This window comes from Streptomyces himalayensis subsp. himalayensis (assembly GCF_013778455.1).
In the GTDB taxonomy this organism is placed as follows: domain Bacteria; phylum Actinomycetota; class Actinomycetes; order Streptomycetales; family Streptomycetaceae; genus Streptomyces; species Streptomyces himalayensis.
In genome coordinates, this window is the sequence record NZ_JACEHE010000030.1 from 1 (window position 1) to 14,536 (window position 14,536).

Sequence of the window (14,536 nt, forward strand, 5' to 3'; positions counted from 1 at the left end):
CGCCTGTACGCAGCACAGGCTCCGTAAGACAAAGCAGAACACCCGGCCGCTTCGCGGCCGAGAAGGCACCAGCGATACCGCGGCGCTCCGCGCCGCCACCGCAAGGATGCGATTCCTTAAGAATTGAGGCGGTCCGGGAGGACCGGGTATGGCTGATGCGAAAGCCCTGGGGTTCCTCGCAAGAACCCGCTGAAACCGGTCCGAGTCACGAGGGCTGGGAGCCCGCGGTCAGCGGTGGCCGCTGAGGAGTTCCTGGAGGGCGGGGGAGTAGCGGTCCGCGAGGTCCGCGATGTCGGCCGCGCGTACGGCCTCGCCCCGGGCGATGCCGTACATGATGCCCAGGCCCAGCAGCATGCTCATGGCGAGTTCGGCGCGGACGGCGGCGTCCGGCCCGGAGAGGCGTTCGGTGAGGCGGGCGACGACCTGCCTCCTGAAGTTGGCGCGGAGCACCTCGCCGTACTCTCCGTGACTGCTGTGCAGTGGCGCGAAGGCGATGCGGAGCACGGGAGCCGTGTTGCGCTCGGCCTGGCTGGTGAGCAGGTGGGTGACCATGTGCCGGCCCAGGTCCTCGAGCGGAGCGTCCAGCAGCGCCTCGGTGTCCTCCTCGAAGGACAGAATGTGGGCGAACAGCCGTTCCTTGTTGCCGAAGTACTTCACGATCAGGGGTGCGCTGACGCCCGCCCGTTCCGCCACGGCCTTGAGCGTGATGTCGGTGTACGGATAACGGGCGAACATGATCCTGGCCGCGCGCAGGATGGCGTCCCGTGACGCCTGTGCGTCCCGGCGCCGGACGCCCTGTCCGGCGGTGGTGCTCGGCCCGTTCACGCTTCCTCCACTACCTCCACCGCGGCACGGGCCGCCGACCGCTTGTGCCGGCGCACTGCGTCGGCGGGCTCCCGGCGACGCGGGATGACGAGTGCCAGGGCGCAGGCCAGCAGGGCGACCGTACCAGCCATGCCGAACGCGAGCAGATAGCCGTGGAGCGTGGGCACCCTGGCGCCGCCCAGCGACATCGTGTGGTGCGTGAGCACGGCGGCGATCGCGGCGCTGCATGTGGCCTGGCCGATGGTGCGCAGCAGCACGTTCACGCCGTTCACGGAGGCGGTCTGATGGGCCGGCACCGCCTCGAGGATGAGCGTGGGCAGGGCTGAGTACGCCAGGGCGGTACCCGCCGAGAGGACGGCCGACCCGACGATGATCAGCCAGAGTTGCTCGCTGTCCGCAAGGCGCACCCCGTACCCCGCGGCGATGACGGCGGCGCCCGCGGCCAAGGCGGTCTTGGCACCCCGGGCGGCCGAGATCCAGGCCGACACGGGGGAGACGAACAGCATGATCAGGCCGCCCGGCAGCATGCACAGGCCGGTCTGCAGGATGGACAGTTCGAGGCCGTATCCGGTCTCCGCCGGGGCCTGGAGCAGTTGGGCCGTCACCAGCGAGTTCGCGTAGAAGGCGAAGCCGGTGAACAGGGCTGCCAGATGCGGCAGTGCCACCCGGGGCCGGGCCGCCAGCCGCAGGTCCACCAGCGGGTTGCGGGCCCGCAGCTGGTGCCGCCACCAGGCGGCCAGCACGATCACCACGGCACCGGCAAGGCCGAGCACCGCCGGGCTGGTCCACCCCCAGTCGCCGCCCTGGGAGATGGCAAGGAGCAGACAGATCAGGCCGGCGCTCAGCCCGGCCGCGCCGACGGCGTCGAAGCGGCCGGGGGTGCGTACGGGAGACTCCGGGACCGCCCACCACGCCAGAGCCAGTCCGATGGCGCCGAGCGCTGTTGTGGCCGCGAACATGACGTGCCAGTTCGCGTACTGGGCGATCGCGGCTGCGAGCGGCAGCCCGAGGGCCGCGCCGATACCGACCGTCGAACTCATGAGTGCGACCGCGGAGCCGGTTCTGGCAGGCGGCAGCTCGTCCCGCAGGAGGCTGATCGACAGCGGTACGACCGCGGCGGCCGACCCCTGGAGGGCGCGGGCCGCGATCAGCAGCCGGATGTCGGACGTCAGCGCGCACACCAGGGAGCCGGCCGTCATCAGCGCGAGCGAGAGCAGCAGTACCCGACGCTTGCCGTACATGTCGCCTGCTCGGCCGAGGACGGGGGTGAGCACCGCCCCTGCAAGCAGAGTCGCGGTGACCATCCATGACACGGCGGTGGCCGAGGACCCCGTCAGCCGCGGGAGATCGGGCAGCAGGGGGACGACGGCCGTCTGCATGACTGCCATGAGCGACCCGCCGAGGGCCAGCACCGGCACGGTGAGCCGCTCCTTGAGGGCTCGTGCCGGAGGACCCGGGACATGAGGCATCGGCATGCTCCGAGCGGAGTCGCGACAGTAGGTGAATAGCAATTCACCACTCTAGGTGAATTGTTGTTCACCAGCCAGATGTGATGGATTATTTCCGCTCAGCGTCCGGCGAGCGAGTCAGGGTCCGCCGGACGAGGACTGCCTTCCGGCGTGCCGATGCGGGCGATGAGGATCGCGATGTCGTCTTCCGCCGGGGTCGCAGCGAGGTGCGTGACCAGGGTGTCGCACAGGCCCGGCGGCGCCTGACCGGTGTGGCCGAGAAGATCGATGAGTTCTGACAGGCGTTCGTCGAGGTCGTATCCGCGGGCTTCGATGAGGCCGTCGGTGTAGAGGACGAGCAGGCTTCCCGGCGGGAAAGCGACCTCGGTGGTGGTGTAGGTGATACCGCCGATGCCCAGAGGTGCGCCGGGGGGCAGGTCGAGCAGGCGGGCGGTGCCGTCGGGAGTGATCACAGCGGGAGGGGGATGGCCGGCGCGGGCGAACCGGCAGCGGTGGGTCGAGGTGTCGCAGACGGCGTACAGACAGGTCGCCAGCAGCGGGTCGTCCAGTTCCTGCATCGCGTGGTCAAGGTGGTCGAGGAGCTGGTCGGGAGGCAGGTCGAGGCGGGACAGCGCCCGCACCGTAGTGCGCATCTGGCCCATGACGGCGGCGGCCGTGATGCCGTGGCCCATGACGTCCCCGATGACGAGGGCCGCCCTGTCCGGAGCGATCTCGGTGGCGTCGTACCAGTCACCGCCGATCTCGTTGACGTCGGACGCCGGGCGGTAGCAGTGGGCGATCTCCATGCCGGCCGGGGCCTGGGGGCGGCGGGGCAGCATGCTGCGCTGCAGGGTGAGGGCGGTGTCGTGCTCCCGGTGGTACAGCCGTGCGTTGTCGATGCAGATGGCGGCATGTGCGGCCAGGTCGCCCGCGAGTGCGAGGTCGGCGGAGTCGAACGCGGTGGGTTCATCGGCCCGCAGAAACGTGGCAACGCCCAGGACGAGGCCGCGCGCGATGAGAGGCACCATCATCAGCGAGTGGACGCCCAGCCGGCGGATCCTGTCGGGCGTGGAGGTGTAGCGGGCGGCGGGAGCGACGGCGCGGGCGTCGACATGGGCCAGCAGATAGGGGCGGCGGTCGACGAGCGCCTGTGCATAGGGCGCGACCGCGGGGAAGTGCAGGATACGGCCGACGGGAGCGAGGACGTCGGCGACCACGGAACCGTACGCGGGTGCCTTGCCCAGCCGGCGCAGGGCGGCGCCCGCGGCGAGACCGGCCAGCGGTTCGGCCGCCTCGGTGACGGTCCGCAGGACGTCGACGGTGACGATGTCGGCGAGCCGGGGGACGGTGAGGTCGGCGAGTTCCTGGCCGGTGCGGGCGACGTCGAGGGTGGAGCCGACCCGCAGCGTCGCCTCGTTCAGGATGGTCACGCGCCTGCGGGTGGTGGCGGAGTCCACGTCGTCCCGCTGGTCGGCGGTGATGTCGACGATCGAGGCGCTGATACCCAGTGGTCGCCCGGCGCGGTCGTCGAGGCGGAAGTACGAGCAGGACCAGACGCGGTCGCGGTGCGGATCGGAGGGCGTACGGCCGATGCGGCGGAAGTTCACCACCGGCTCGCCGGTGTCCAGCACCCGGCGCATCGCCGCCTCCATCTGCTCGGAGTTGACGCCGGGCAGTACCTCCGCCAGGCGGCGGCCCAGGTGCGCCGACGCGGGCACGCCGTTCATGGCCTCCAACGCGGGATTGATCTGCTGGAACCGCAGGTCGGTGTCGAGGACGGCCAGGCCGACGGGTGAGCCCGAGAACCACCCCTCCGGCAGCGCCCGCCCCCCGTGCGTCGACTGTGCTTCACGGGCGTCGGCGGCCAGCCACAGCATGCTGTCCCGGCCCTGACGGCCGGCACCGGCGACCGGACACGCCCACACCTCAAGCTGGACCGTCAGGCCGGTCTTGTGGCGTACGGGAAAGGAACCGGTCGAGCTCCGCCCTGCGGCAACGGCCTCCCTCAGGGACCGGGCCGCGGCATGCCCCTCGGGGAGTACGAAATCGGTACTGTCACGGCCGAGGACCTCCTCGGGTGTGTATCCGAGCAGGTCGCCGGCCGCCATGGCCCACTGCACTATGCGTCCGCCGCCGTCCAGTACGAGGACGGCGACCGGCAGCACGTCCCACCAGGCTCCGGCCTGCTCGTAGACCAGGGCTCTCCGGTCCCCCGCCGGCCTGGGATCCGGCATCGCAGATACTCCACAAAGCGGCTGGTGCTGCCTCCCTTTCAGTATGAACCGGTGTGCGGATTCGCGGCGCCCGTGTGCGGCATCGACAGGTCGACGACTTCGGGCACTCCGGGCGCGTACGTCACGTGGGTACGACCGTCAGACGTCACTCGAGTGCGGGCCGTCACTGGAGTCCTAGCGTCATTTCAACCTGAGCGTCATTTCAAGGCGAGGACGATGGCGGCGCCGATCGCGCCGAGGCCCACCGCCACGGCGGCCGAAAGCCATCCGCCGTCCCGCCAGCGGAACGGGCGGTCCAGCGAGAGCCTGCCGGGGCCCACGGCGGCGATCGTGATCGCGGCGACGGCAAGGCACAGCGGGAACTCCATGCCGCCATTGGCCGCCCACAGGCCGTTCGGCGACGTCGTGGCCATGGCGTTGATCATGACGCCGACCACGGCCGCGGCAGCCAGCGGGGTGAGCAGGCCGACGGCCAGACCGAGCCCGCCGAGGAACTCCGAGGCGCCGGCGAGGCCGGCGAAGAACACACCGGGGCTGTAGCCGAGGTCTTCGAAGCCTTTGCCGGTCGCGCTGAGCCCGGGGCCACCGAAGATGCCGAACAGTTTCTGTGCGCCGTGGCCGGCCAGCAGCAGACCTACGGCCAGGCGGAGCAGCAGGATTCCGACGTCGGCGGCGGACGTGGACAGCGGTTGGGTAGTGCTGGCGTCCGGACGGGACGCGGCCCGGAGCCGTTCAGCGGACACTCTCATCGTTGGTTCGCTTTCTGCACCGACTGCCCCCGGAGCCGACGATGGGCTCCACTGCCGGGGGCGGGTGCGGACGGGTGCGATGTGCCTCTCTTTCACCAGTCCCACCTAGCGACGAATCACCAGATTTCTCCTGTTTTCGGCAGGTATCAAGCTGCGGTACCGAACACACCTGGGATACGTGTCGCAGCGGCCGATGGATTGCAGCGTCGCTCGGCGCAACGGAGAAGAGCTAGGCGCAACGGAGAAGAGCTAGGCGCAACGGAGATGAGCTCGGCGCAACGGAGAAGAACGGAAGGGTGATCGTCTGCAGGACCCGGGAATCCCCCGGCCGATGCGAACCGTATATACAGATATGCAGAGGTTTCGGTTCCCGGTGGGCCGCCTCCCGGACGAGGCTCTGCTGTCCGGCCTGGCCACGGGCGATCCCGAACTCGCCGTCACCTTCGTACGGCGGTTCCAGCACACGGTCTTCGGCGTCGCCATCGCCGTGACAGGCGACCCGCAGCTCGCCGAGGACATCGCCCAGCAGACCTTCGAACGCGCGTGGCGGCACGCGCAGATCTACGACTCCCGCCGCGGATCGGTGACGACCTGGCTGACGACCATCGCACACAACCTCGCCATCGACGCCATCCGCTCACGCAGGCCAGAACCGGTCGCGCCCGAGGATCTCGATGCGCTCCTCGGCGTCGTGACCGACACCCCCGAGCAGCGCGCGCTGGCCGACGACGCGTCGGCCAGGCTGCGCGCCGCCGTGGCGCAGCTGCCGCGCGAACAGGGCCGCGCTCTGGTGATGGCGAGCATCTACGGAATGACGGCCCAGCAGATCGCCGACTGGGAGAACATCCCCCTCGGTACCGCCAAGACCCGCATCAGGACAGCGATGGCCAAGCTGCGGACCACGCTCACGTCTCCGAAGCGAGGCGACCATGGCCAATGACGTGACCTGCGAAACGCTGCGGGAGAACGGCGCCGAGCTGGCTCTCGGCGTGCTGCCGGGCCGGGAGCGGGCCGAGGCGGTCGCACACCTCGACCGCTGCGCGGACTGCCGGGAGTACATCGAGCAGCTGACCCTCGTCGGCGACGGGCTGATCGGTCTGCTGCCGGGGAGCGAGCCGCCGGTCGGGTTCGAGACGCGGGTGGCACGGGCGCTGACCCAGGCGTCCGCCGGGCGCGAAGGACGCCGGGCCACGCACGGATTCGGTCGCCTGCGCAGGGGATTCCGCGGACGTCGACCCGGACGCGTACGGCTGCGGGTCGCTGCTGCCGCGGCCGCCCTCGCCCTCGCCTTCGGCTTCGGCGGCTGGGCCGTCGGCACGGCCATCGAGAACTGGACGTCCTCCCCGCCGGGTCCGGCCGACTCCACGTCTCGCCTGCTGAGTGCGGAGCTGACCGGAGTCGGTCCCGATCGGCCCGAGGCCGGTGAGATCTACGCCCATGCCGGGGCACCGGGCTGGATCTACATGTCCGTCGACCTGGACGACGCCGGGATCCCGTACACCGGCGAGATCTCCTGCCTGCTGGAGCGCACCGACGGCACCACCGTCCGAGTGGGCACCTTCCCCCTGCACGACGGGTACGGCTACTGGGGCGCCCTGGTCGACGTGGATCCGTCCACGCTCTCCGGCGCCCGCCTGACCTCCGCCGACGGCACCGTCCTCGCCGTCGCACACTTCGAGACGGCCTCGTAGGCCCAAAGTCGATCCCGCCCGATGATTCATTCCGCGCCGTCGCAGGAGTCCTCCTTCCGCAAGCCCGCCGAGGAGGTACGGCGCCTGGTGTTCGACCCGCTCACCAAGGCCCAGCAGAAGCAACTGCGGGAGATCGGCCGCCGGATCAACAACGAGATCGGCCCCGACGGCTGCGCCTCCCATCAGCTCTGGACACCGGCCAGGACTCACCGCCCCGGACGGGAGCCGTCCCGCTGCGCCCCGACCCCACACAAGACCGCACGTCAAGCGCCGCTCAGCCTTCTCAGCGTTGCGTCGAAGGCGGCGGAGAGTTCGGGGACCGTGGGCCGGGCGGCCGGATCGGGGCTGAGGCAGCTATCGATGGTCAGTGCGAGATCGTGCGGCAGACGCCGACGGGACGCTGTCGACGGGGCCGGACCTTCGAGCTGCGGGTACCAGTCGTCGCAGCCGCTCGTGCTGCCGCCCGACGTGACCGAGCCTCCATCGCGCACCTCGTCGGGGTCGTCGGCCTCGGTTTCGACTCCTTCGTCGGCCCCATTCACGGTCTCTCCGCTGTCGAACGGCACGTCGCCTGTTGCGACTTCGTACAGCGTGACGCCGATGCCCCACACGTCGGCGGCTGCCGACAGCGGTCCGCCGCGCGCCTGCTCGGGGGAGAGATAGCAGAAGGTTCCGACGCCCGGCGGCGCCATGCCGGGCGGCCGCGCGACGCTGAGGTCCAGCACTTTGGCGTGGCCGCAGTCGACCACGACGTTGGACGGTTTGAGGTCCAGGTGCAGCAGGCCCTGACCATGGAGGTAGTGGATCGCGGAACACAGCTGGACGCCGAGGAGCGCCACGTCCCGGGCAGCCGGGCGGCGCCGCAGCCGGTGGATGAGATGGGACAGTGTTTCGCCGGTCAGCGTTTCCAGTACGACGAGCGGCTCCGGCGACTCGACGACCTCGTACGCGCGGACCAGGTGCGGGTGGGTGAACGCCCGAAGCCAGCGCCCCTCCCGCAGCAACCGGTCGCGCAGCCGCTCCTCGTGTCGGCGGTCGGGCCGCACCACCTTGGCCACGCATCGGCACTGCCGTTCCTCGCTCCATGTGTCGTAGAGATCGAGCCAGCCGGTCCGCGCCAGATGCGCAAGGATCTCGTAGCCGGGAGCGGGACTCGTCCCGGGCGCCAGAGGATCGAGGGCATCCACGGCATCCACGGCATCCACGGCATCCACGGGACAGGGGGCAGCGCCGCCGTTGGCCGAGGGAACAGCGCCGCAGTGCGTCACGGGAGCACCTTCCCCATGTTCAGGGGCAGAGGCTGTGAAGGCCCGGCTACCGTGGGGCCGGTCATCTCGTTCAGCCGGTGCAGCTGCGCGTAGGTCCCACCGCGCAGGACCAGTTCCTCGTGCGTGCCGCGCTCGACGACGCGGCCGTGGTCGAGGACCACGATCGTTGTGGCGTCGCGAACGGTGAGCAGATTGTGGGAGATGACGATGGTGGTGCGCCCGGCCATCAGCCGGCGCAGCGGTTCCATGATCCGTCGGCCCGACTGGGCGTCCAGGCCGGTGGTCGGCTCGTCGAGGAGCAGGACGGGTGCGTCCCTGATCATGGCGCGGGCGATCGCGAGGCGCTGGCGCTGTCCGCCGGACAGGGTGCGGCCTCGCTGCCCCACCACGGTGTCGTAGCCGTCGGGAAGCAGTTGGATGAAGTCGTGCGCGTCGGCGGCGCGGGCTGCCGCCACGATGTCGGCTTCGGTCGCGTCCGGGCGGCCGTAGGCGATGTTCTCCCGCACGGTGCCGTGGAAGACGAGCGTTTCCTGCAGTACCACGGCGACGTTCTCGCGCAGCTCGGACAGCCGTAGTTCTCTGAGATCGACACCGTCGAGGCGGACCGCCCCCTCGTCCGGGTCGTAGAAGCGCAACTGGAGCTTCGCGACCGTCGACTTCCCGGCGCCGCTCGCCCCGACCAGTGCCAGCGTCCCGCCGGGCGCCACATGGAACGACACGCCGGACAGCGCCCATCGGGACGTACCCGGATAACGGAACGACACGCCGTCGAACGCGACGTCCCCCCGGGCGCGTCCGATCCGCCGGGCGTGGTCGGCTTCGGTGACCTGGGGGCGCTGGTCGAGCAGCTCGATGATCCGTTCGGCGGAGGCGGAAGCCGCGTAGAACGTGTTCGTGAGGTGGGACAGATCGCGGATCGGGCTGTAGAGCCTGCTGAGCAGTGCGAGGAAGACCAGCAGCCCGCCCAGCGTGAGCTGGCCCTGTGCCAGCTTCCAGGTGCCGAGTCCCATGACCGCCAGGGCGCCGGCCAGCTCGATGGCGTCGACGATCGGTCCGTAGACGGCGCGGATCCGCGCCGACGTCATCGCCGCACGGAACTTGCCGGCGGTCTCGCGGTCGAACCGGTGCTCCTCCCACGCCTGGCGGTTGTACGCCTGCACGAGGGCGACGTTGCCGAGGGACTCCTCGGCGATCGCGCTGATGGAACCGCTGCGCCGCCTGCGCTCGCGCGACGCGGCCTTGATCAGCCGGGAGAAGTGCCGGGCCGCGTGCCAGAAGAGCGGCACGATGACGAGTGCGAGAAGGGTCAGATCCCACTGCAGGTAGAAGAGCAGGCCGAGAAAGACGCCCAGGCGGATCACGTGGTACAGGGCGTTGGCCACCCCGGACAGGAGGAACGTCTCGACCGCGTCGACGTCGCCGGTGACGCGAGCCAGTACGTCCCCCAACCGCCGCCGCTCGAAGAACCCGAGCGACAGGCTCTGGACATGCCGGAACACGTCCGACCGGAGCGCGAGCAGGAAGCGCTCACTGACCCACGTGGACAGCACATCGTCGGCGAACCCCAGAATGCCGGAGCAGACGATGAGTCCCAGGTAGGCGAGGGCGATCCACAGGAAGGGGCTCAGGTCACGTGGGACGAGGACATCGTCCACGATGATCTTGAAGAGCCAGATCTCGGCCGCGTCGATGAGGGGCCCGATGATGCTGAAGCCGAGTATGGGAACGAGCCAGCGTCGGCCACCGCGCGTATAGGGCCAGAAACGCCGGAACACCTCGCGTGGGGGGACGGCCGGCGCGGCGGCGACGACGGCGTCGGGGTCTTCGGCCACCGACAGCAGGCGCCGCAGGGCAGGACGCCAGACGGGCCGCCGGGTAGGCCGCGAGACACGCGCCATGGCACGCGTTCCTCAGGTGTGGGATCGCGGGCCGAGCGGACCGAGAGCTCCCGCCTCCGGGCTCCGGCCCGCTCGGCCGTCATATGTGGGTCACCACTTGTGACCGTGGGTGGTGTGACGGCGACGGCGACGGTGGCGGCGCTTGCCGGTCGTGTCGGTTCGCTTCGACGTTGTCTTGTCCTTCTTGTCGTGATCGTGATCGTGATTGGCGGGACATAGATCACTGAAGATCAGCATGAGTTGCCTCCTCAACGTGCCCCCGAACGGGATACGTCTCGGAGCTGCTGTGGGATGGCGTTTTCCGGGAGATTCTTTGTTCCGGGAGAATCATGCCGCCGTCAGCACGTGCCGCGCGGTGTTGCTCGGTCTCCGACTCTTTCGGCGTGTCGCCTCTTCTCCGACCGGCATGCGCCCCCTGGTCCACTGGCGTGTCGCGTTGTCACCCACCGGCATCCGCGCCCTGCTCCACCGGCGTGTCGGGGGACAGGAGTGCCGTCGTGGCTCGGGAGTGCAGGGAGTCCAGGACGTCGGTCTGCCGACGAGCCCTGTCGAGCAGTTCCTGGAGCCGGCCGGCGTCCAGCCTGGAGTCGCGCGCGGCTGCCGTGAGCAGGGAGCGCCAGAGCAACGCCTTGCCCTCGACGCCGATCCGCAGGGCCTCGAGCTCGACGATGGCGGTGAGGCCGGAGCGGCGGAGCAGACGGCCGTTGGGCTTCAGCCGGCCGACCTTCTCGCCCACCCAGGCCCCGCAGACCTTGTACCGGCGGACGGGAACATCGAGGGATGCCATGAGCCGCAGCAGCGTCTGCCGGTCCTGTGAGATTTCGGTAGCGAGGTTCTCCAAGTCAGGGCCGTACGCCGATCCGCGGTGCTCCTGGACCATGCGGCGGGCAAGCTCGACACCGCCCGTGGCGCCGGCCAAGTGATCGTTGAGATAGATGCCGAGCATTCTCTGCCGAGTGGGACCGTTGGAGTCTCGTGCTGGAACGCCCATGATGTCCTCCGGACTCTGGAACCCCGCGAGACCGGCCGAGTTCCCCCACACCAGCACCTCGGAAACGCCCCCCTTCGGGCGGACGGCGGGAGTTTGACGACAGGGCCTAGGAACGGTGCTCCTGAAGGGGTGTTTCTAGGGGCATCATGAAAGGGAGGCTCAATTGTCCGCCATGTGGGGTTTCGTCTGTGGGAGGCCGTCATGCAGACCGTCGAGCGTTACCGGCTGACCTTCACCGACCGGGGATCGTCGGGGGCCGGTGTCGTGACGGACGAGGTGATCGTCGAGCGCACCGACGCTCTCGGGCCGGGCGGAAACCCGGTGTACAGCGACCCCACCGGGATACTCCGTGCCGAGATCAGCCCGGCGGGCGAGGTACGGATGCTGGCCACCGGCGTCTATCAGTCGCCGCAGGCACCCCGTGCCGAACCGTTGCCCTGATACGACCGCGCCCTTGCGGGGCGTACCAACCGGTCTCTGCCGCCATCTGCACCAGGCCCGTCGTGGGCGGAGGGGTGTCGGGAGTACGCGCGAACCTCCGAGCCGTGAACACGCCCACGAGCCGGACGACGTCCGATGGCGATGCCGGTCGTGGGCGCGGCCGGCGCAGAGTGGCCCGGCTGCCCGGCTGCCCGGCTGCCCGGCTGACCGGCGCCCCGGCTGACCGGCGCCCCGGCTGACCGGCGCCCCGGCGCCCGGACGGTGACGGAGCGAGAAGGCGGTCGGCATACTGGCGCCATGCGGCAGGCCTACGTCCACGAGGCGGTCCTCGTCATGGAGCGGGACGCGGACACGCAGGCGCCGGGGGCGGCGATCACCATGGCGCTGTGCGGCCACTGGGAGCATCAGCCGCCCTGCCCGCTGGCCCCGTACCACACCCGCGCGGAACGGGTGGGCGAGCGGGTGCTGCTCCGCACGTTGTTCGCCGCCGACCCCGCCACCGAGCACGTGGTGCGCGACCGCATATGATCTTGCTCTGTCCACCGGCCGGCTCCAGGGCCCGGACACGCTGGTCACCCGCTGGCGCCTGCACGGCAGTCGGCGCGGCGACGTGACCGCCGATGAGGCTCGCCATGCCGAGCGACTGATGGGCGCGTGACGAGAGACCGGGCAGCTGCCGAGGCCTCCGGTCCGGCCGCGCTTGCCCCGCCTCCATGCGGCTGCTCTGATGGGTGGCCGTGACGGCAGCAAGCGCGACCGAGACGGTCGAAGCGGTGTTCAGGATCGAGTCGGCGCGGATCATCGCAGGTGTCGCCCGCATAGTGCGGGACGTGGGTATCGCCGAGGAACTCGCGCAGGACGCCCTCGTCGCCGCGCTGGAGCGGTGGCCGGAATCGGGTGTCCCTGACAGGCCGGGCGCCTGGCTCATGGCCACCGCCAAACACCGCGCGATCGATCTCGTACGCCGCAAGGAGACGTACGCGCGCAAGCTGGCAGAGGTGGGGCGGGCCATGGAGGACGTGCCGCCGCCCGAGCCGGCCGACGCGGACGACATCGACGACGATCTGCTGCGGCTGATCTTCACCGCGTGCCACCCCGTACTGTCCCCGCAGGCCCGGATCGCGCTCACCCTGCGTCTCCTGGGCGGCCTGACGACAGAGGAGATCGCACGCGCGTTCCTGACCTCGGAACCGACGGTCGCCCAACGCATCGTCCGCGCGAAACGGACGCTCGCCAAGGCCCAGGTCCCCTTCGAAGTCCCCTACGGCTCCGAGCGCGCCGCTCGCCTCTCGTCGGTTCTCGAGGTCATCTACCTCATCTTCAACGAGGGGTACTCCGCCACAGCCGGCGACGACCTGGTGCGACCGGCCCTGTGCGAGGACGCGCTCCGCCTGGCGCGTGTCCTGGCCGGCCTGACACCCAAGGAGCCCGAAGTCCACGGCCTGGTCTCACTCCTGGAGTTCCAGGCCTCTCGCATCGCGGCCCGCACGGGCCCCGACGGCGAGCCGGTGCTCCTCGCCGACCAGAACCGCTCCAAATGGAACCGCATGCTCATCCGCCGCGGCATCGAGGCCCTGCAGCGTGCGGGCCACGGTCCGTACTCCGTCCAGGCCGCGATCGCGGCGTGCCACGCACAGGCGATCCGGTACGAGGACACGGACTGGACGACGATCGCCGCCCTGTACGGCCGGCTGATGACCCTGACGCCCTCCCCGGTGGTGCAGCTGAACCGGGCCGTCGCCGTCGCGATGTCGCAAGGCCCGGAGGCCGGCCTGCAGCTGGTCGACGCCCTGACGGACGAACCGGCCCTCAAGGACTACCACTTGCTGCCGAGCGTCCGCGGGGATCTGCTGGAGCGCCTCGGGAGGAGGGAGGAGGCGCGTGCCGAGTTCGAGAGGGCGGCGTCCCTGACCCGTAACGCACGTGAGAGAGAGCTGCTCATGGAGCGGGCAGCATCCCAGGGGCGGGGCGGTGCCTGACCGCTCCCTCGCGTTGAATTCCCTTTTCACGGCGTCGGCGCCGACCAGAAGGTCGGCGCCGTAGCCGTCCGGCAGCATGGCCTGTCTAACCGGGAGCGGTTCCCGTGCTGCCGGCGAAGAGGACGGTGGCCAGTTCGTCGTCCAGCGACGTGCGGATCTTGTCCGTCACGCCGCCTTGCACGGCGTCACCGACGACCTCGATCACCGAACGTGCATCGTGGACCGCCTTGGGGACATCCTTCCCCTCGCGCCGAGCGACCCGGTCGAAGAACTCCTGCCGGGTCATGCGCACGCCCGTAACGGGGTGGTCCGGGGACGTCTCGACACGCCGCATGTGCTCACCGATCTCCTGCGGCAGCTGAGCGGCCACGTTCTCCGACAGTCCGGCAGGGATGCGTTCGGCAAGCGTCTCCAGCGTCGCCCGGGTCGCCGCCTCGGCCGCGCCCCGGCTGTCCAGCCGGGCACGGGCCTGCACCTGGCCGATGAATTCGTCATGCTGCATCGCCGCTCACCTCCAGTGAAGGTCCCAGCTCAGGTCCCGCGACCGTCCCAGCTCCGGGTAGCCCAAATCACGAGGACAAAACGACCGCGCCGGGCGATCCGTACCGCTCTCGCGCCGCCGGTTCGGTCGCCTGATTACGGGTACGCGCAGATTGTTGCCATCAGAACCCGAGAACCGCTGGGAGATATGTGATGGCCAGAAAAGACAAAGCCTCGAACGCCGCCCAGAAGATGAAGGGCAAGGCGAAAGAAACAGCCGGCAAGCTGACCGACGATGAGCGACTGGAGCGCGAGGGCAAGACCGAGGAAGCCAAGGGCGACGTCAAGCAGGCCGGAGAAAGCGTCAAGGATGCGCTCAAGCGGGGACGGCGGTGATCCGCGAAGGCCGCACTCTTTTCAAGCCTGGACGCCTTGGCGGCGTCCAGGCTTTTCGTGTTTCGGCATGCACTCGGACGGGACTGCGGCAGGGCTCGCGGCCGGATTTCCGTGCCCCAGGCACCGAAGCTGCGCC

The 14,536-nt window shown here is 70.1% G+C and carries 15 protein-coding genes; 6 read left to right on the top strand and 9 right to left on the bottom strand.

What is annotated here, in order from left to right; genetic code table 11:
- Positions 1–228 precede the first annotated feature (228 nt).
- The 4 genes from H1D24_RS33410 to H1D24_RS33425 all read right to left on the bottom strand — a co-directional run bounded on the left by H1D24_RS33410 (position 229) and on the right by H1D24_RS33425 (position 5,256).
- On the bottom strand, positions 229–825 hold the full coding sequence (locus H1D24_RS33410; protein ID WP_181661486.1) for a TetR/AcrR family transcriptional regulator: 597 nt from the start codon (positions 823–825) through the stop codon (positions 229–231).
- Positions 822–2,300: an MFS transporter gene (locus H1D24_RS33415; RefSeq protein WP_258564509.1), complete on the bottom strand. Its 1,479-nt coding sequence runs from the start codon at positions 2,298–2,300 to the stop codon at positions 822–824. The genes H1D24_RS33410 and H1D24_RS33415 overlap by 4 nt, the downstream gene beginning before the upstream one ends.
- 92 nt (positions 2,301–2,392) lie before the next feature.
- Positions 2,393–4,507, bottom strand: coding sequence for a SpoIIE family protein phosphatase (locus tag H1D24_RS33420; protein WP_181661487.1), 2,115 nt, complete (start codon positions 4,505–4,507; stop codon positions 2,393–2,395).
- A gap of 197 nt (positions 4,508–4,704) precedes the next feature.
- The gene (locus tag H1D24_RS33425) at positions 4,705–5,256 is read right to left on the bottom strand and encodes a DoxX family protein (protein ID WP_181661488.1); all 552 of its coding nucleotides are present in this window, start codon (positions 5,254–5,256) and stop codon (positions 4,705–4,707) included.
- Positions 5,257–5,608: 352 nt separating this feature from the next.
- Here H1D24_RS33425 and H1D24_RS33430 point away from each other — a divergent pair, with 352 nt between their 5' ends.
- Both H1D24_RS33430 and H1D24_RS33435 read left to right on the top strand, forming a co-directional pair.
- Positions 5,609–6,196 carry an RNA polymerase sigma factor gene (locus H1D24_RS33430; protein ID WP_181661489.1) on the top strand — a complete coding sequence of 196 codons (588 nt, stop codon included), beginning with the start codon at positions 5,609–5,611 and terminating at the stop codon, positions 6,194–6,196.
- On the top strand, positions 6,186–6,947 hold the full coding sequence (locus H1D24_RS33435; protein WP_181661490.1) for an anti-sigma factor family protein: 762 nt from the start codon (positions 6,186–6,188) through the stop codon (positions 6,945–6,947). Before H1D24_RS33430 ends, H1D24_RS33435 begins: the two co-directional genes overlap by 11 nt.
- 263 nt (positions 6,948–7,210) lie before the next feature.
- Here H1D24_RS33435 and H1D24_RS33440 read toward each other — a convergent pair whose 3' ends face one another.
- The 4 genes from H1D24_RS33440 to H1D24_RS33455 form a co-directional block, all read right to left on the bottom strand.
- Positions 7,211–8,152, bottom strand: coding sequence for a serine/threonine-protein kinase (locus H1D24_RS33440; RefSeq protein WP_309484533.1), 942 nt, complete (start codon positions 8,150–8,152; stop codon positions 7,211–7,213).
- Between the two features lie 59 nt (positions 8,153–8,211).
- On the bottom strand, positions 8,212–10,113 hold the full coding sequence (locus H1D24_RS33445) for an ABC transporter ATP-binding protein (protein ID WP_181661491.1): 1,902 nt from the start codon (positions 10,111–10,113) through the stop codon (positions 8,212–8,214).
- Positions 10,114–10,203: 90 nt separating this feature from the next.
- Entirely contained in the window at positions 10,204–10,350 is a 147-nt protein-coding gene (locus H1D24_RS33450) for a hypothetical protein (RefSeq protein ID WP_181661492.1), read from the bottom strand.
- Positions 10,351–10,552: 202 nt separating this feature from the next.
- Positions 10,553–11,059, bottom strand: a complete 507-nt coding sequence (locus H1D24_RS33455; RefSeq protein WP_258564510.1) for a hypothetical protein — start codon at positions 11,057–11,059, stop codon at positions 10,553–10,555.
- A gap of 246 nt (positions 11,060–11,305) precedes the next feature.
- Between H1D24_RS33455 and H1D24_RS33460 the strand changes: the two genes are divergently transcribed.
- From H1D24_RS33460 to H1D24_RS33470, 3 genes are all read left to right on the top strand, one after another.
- Positions 11,306–11,545, top strand: a complete 240-nt coding sequence (locus H1D24_RS33460) for a DUF6296 family protein (RefSeq protein WP_181661494.1) — start codon at positions 11,306–11,308, stop codon at positions 11,543–11,545.
- A gap of 297 nt (positions 11,546–11,842) precedes the next feature.
- A complete protein-coding gene (locus tag H1D24_RS41840; protein WP_220137534.1) occupies positions 11,843–12,073 on the top strand; it encodes a hypothetical protein in 231 nt (76 codons plus the stop codon).
- 203 nt (positions 12,074–12,276) lie between these two features.
- On the top strand, positions 12,277–13,524 hold the full coding sequence (locus H1D24_RS33470; protein WP_374064460.1) for an RNA polymerase sigma factor: 1,248 nt from the start codon (positions 12,277–12,279) through the stop codon (positions 13,522–13,524).
- An 85-nt stretch (positions 13,525–13,609) separates the two neighbouring features.
- Here H1D24_RS33470 and H1D24_RS33475 read toward each other — a convergent pair whose 3' ends face one another.
- Positions 13,610–14,026 (bottom strand): DUF2267 domain-containing protein, encoded by a 417-nt coding sequence (locus H1D24_RS33475; RefSeq protein ID WP_181661496.1) that lies wholly within the window; start codon positions 14,024–14,026, stop codon positions 13,610–13,612.
- 191 nt (positions 14,027–14,217) lie between these two features.
- On the opposite strand from H1D24_RS33475, the gene H1D24_RS33480 reads away from it, so the two are divergent.
- A complete protein-coding gene (locus H1D24_RS33480; RefSeq protein WP_181661497.1) occupies positions 14,218–14,400 on the top strand; it encodes a CsbD family protein in 183 nt (60 codons plus the stop codon).
- The last annotated feature ends 136 nt before the right edge of the window (positions 14,401–14,536 follow it).

Bases quoted from the DNA above. Each gene is read 5' to 3' on its own strand.
- H1D24_RS33435 (WP_181661490.1), top strand. From the start codon at position 6,186: ATGGCCAATGACGTGACCTGCGAAACGCTGCGGGAGAACGGCGCCGAG.
- H1D24_RS33480 (WP_181661497.1), top strand. From the start codon at position 14,218: ATGGCCAGAAAAGACAAAGCCTCGAACGCCGCCCAGAAGATGAAGGGC.
- H1D24_RS33430 (WP_181661489.1), top strand. From the start codon at position 5,609: ATGCAGAGGTTTCGGTTCCCGGTGGGCCGCCTCCCGGACGAGGCTCTG.
- H1D24_RS33425 (WP_181661488.1), bottom strand. From the start codon at position 5,256: ATGAGAGTGTCCGCTGAACGGCTCCGGGCCGCGTCCCGTCCGGACGCC.
- H1D24_RS41840 (WP_220137534.1), top strand. From the start codon at position 11,843: ATGCGGCAGGCCTACGTCCACGAGGCGGTCCTCGTCATGGAGCGGGAC.
- H1D24_RS33420 (WP_181661487.1), bottom strand. From the start codon at position 4,507: ATGCCGGATCCCAGGCCGGCGGGGGACCGGAGAGCCCTGGTCTACGAG.
- H1D24_RS33445 (WP_181661491.1), bottom strand. From the start codon at position 10,113: ATGGCGCGTGTCTCGCGGCCTACCCGGCGGCCCGTCTGGCGTCCTGCC.
- H1D24_RS33415 (WP_258564509.1), bottom strand. From the start codon at position 2,300: ATGCCGATGCCTCATGTCCCGGGTCCTCCGGCACGAGCCCTCAAGGAG.
- H1D24_RS33455 (WP_258564510.1), bottom strand. From the start codon at position 11,059: ATGCTCGGCATCTATCTCAACGATCACTTGGCCGGCGCCACGGGCGGT.
- H1D24_RS33460 (WP_181661494.1), top strand. From the start codon at position 11,306: ATGCAGACCGTCGAGCGTTACCGGCTGACCTTCACCGACCGGGGATCG.
- H1D24_RS33450 (WP_181661492.1), bottom strand. From the start codon at position 10,350: ATGCTGATCTTCAGTGATCTATGTCCCGCCAATCACGATCACGATCAC.
- H1D24_RS33475 (WP_181661496.1), bottom strand. From the start codon at position 14,026: ATGCAGCATGACGAATTCATCGGCCAGGTGCAGGCCCGTGCCCGGCTG.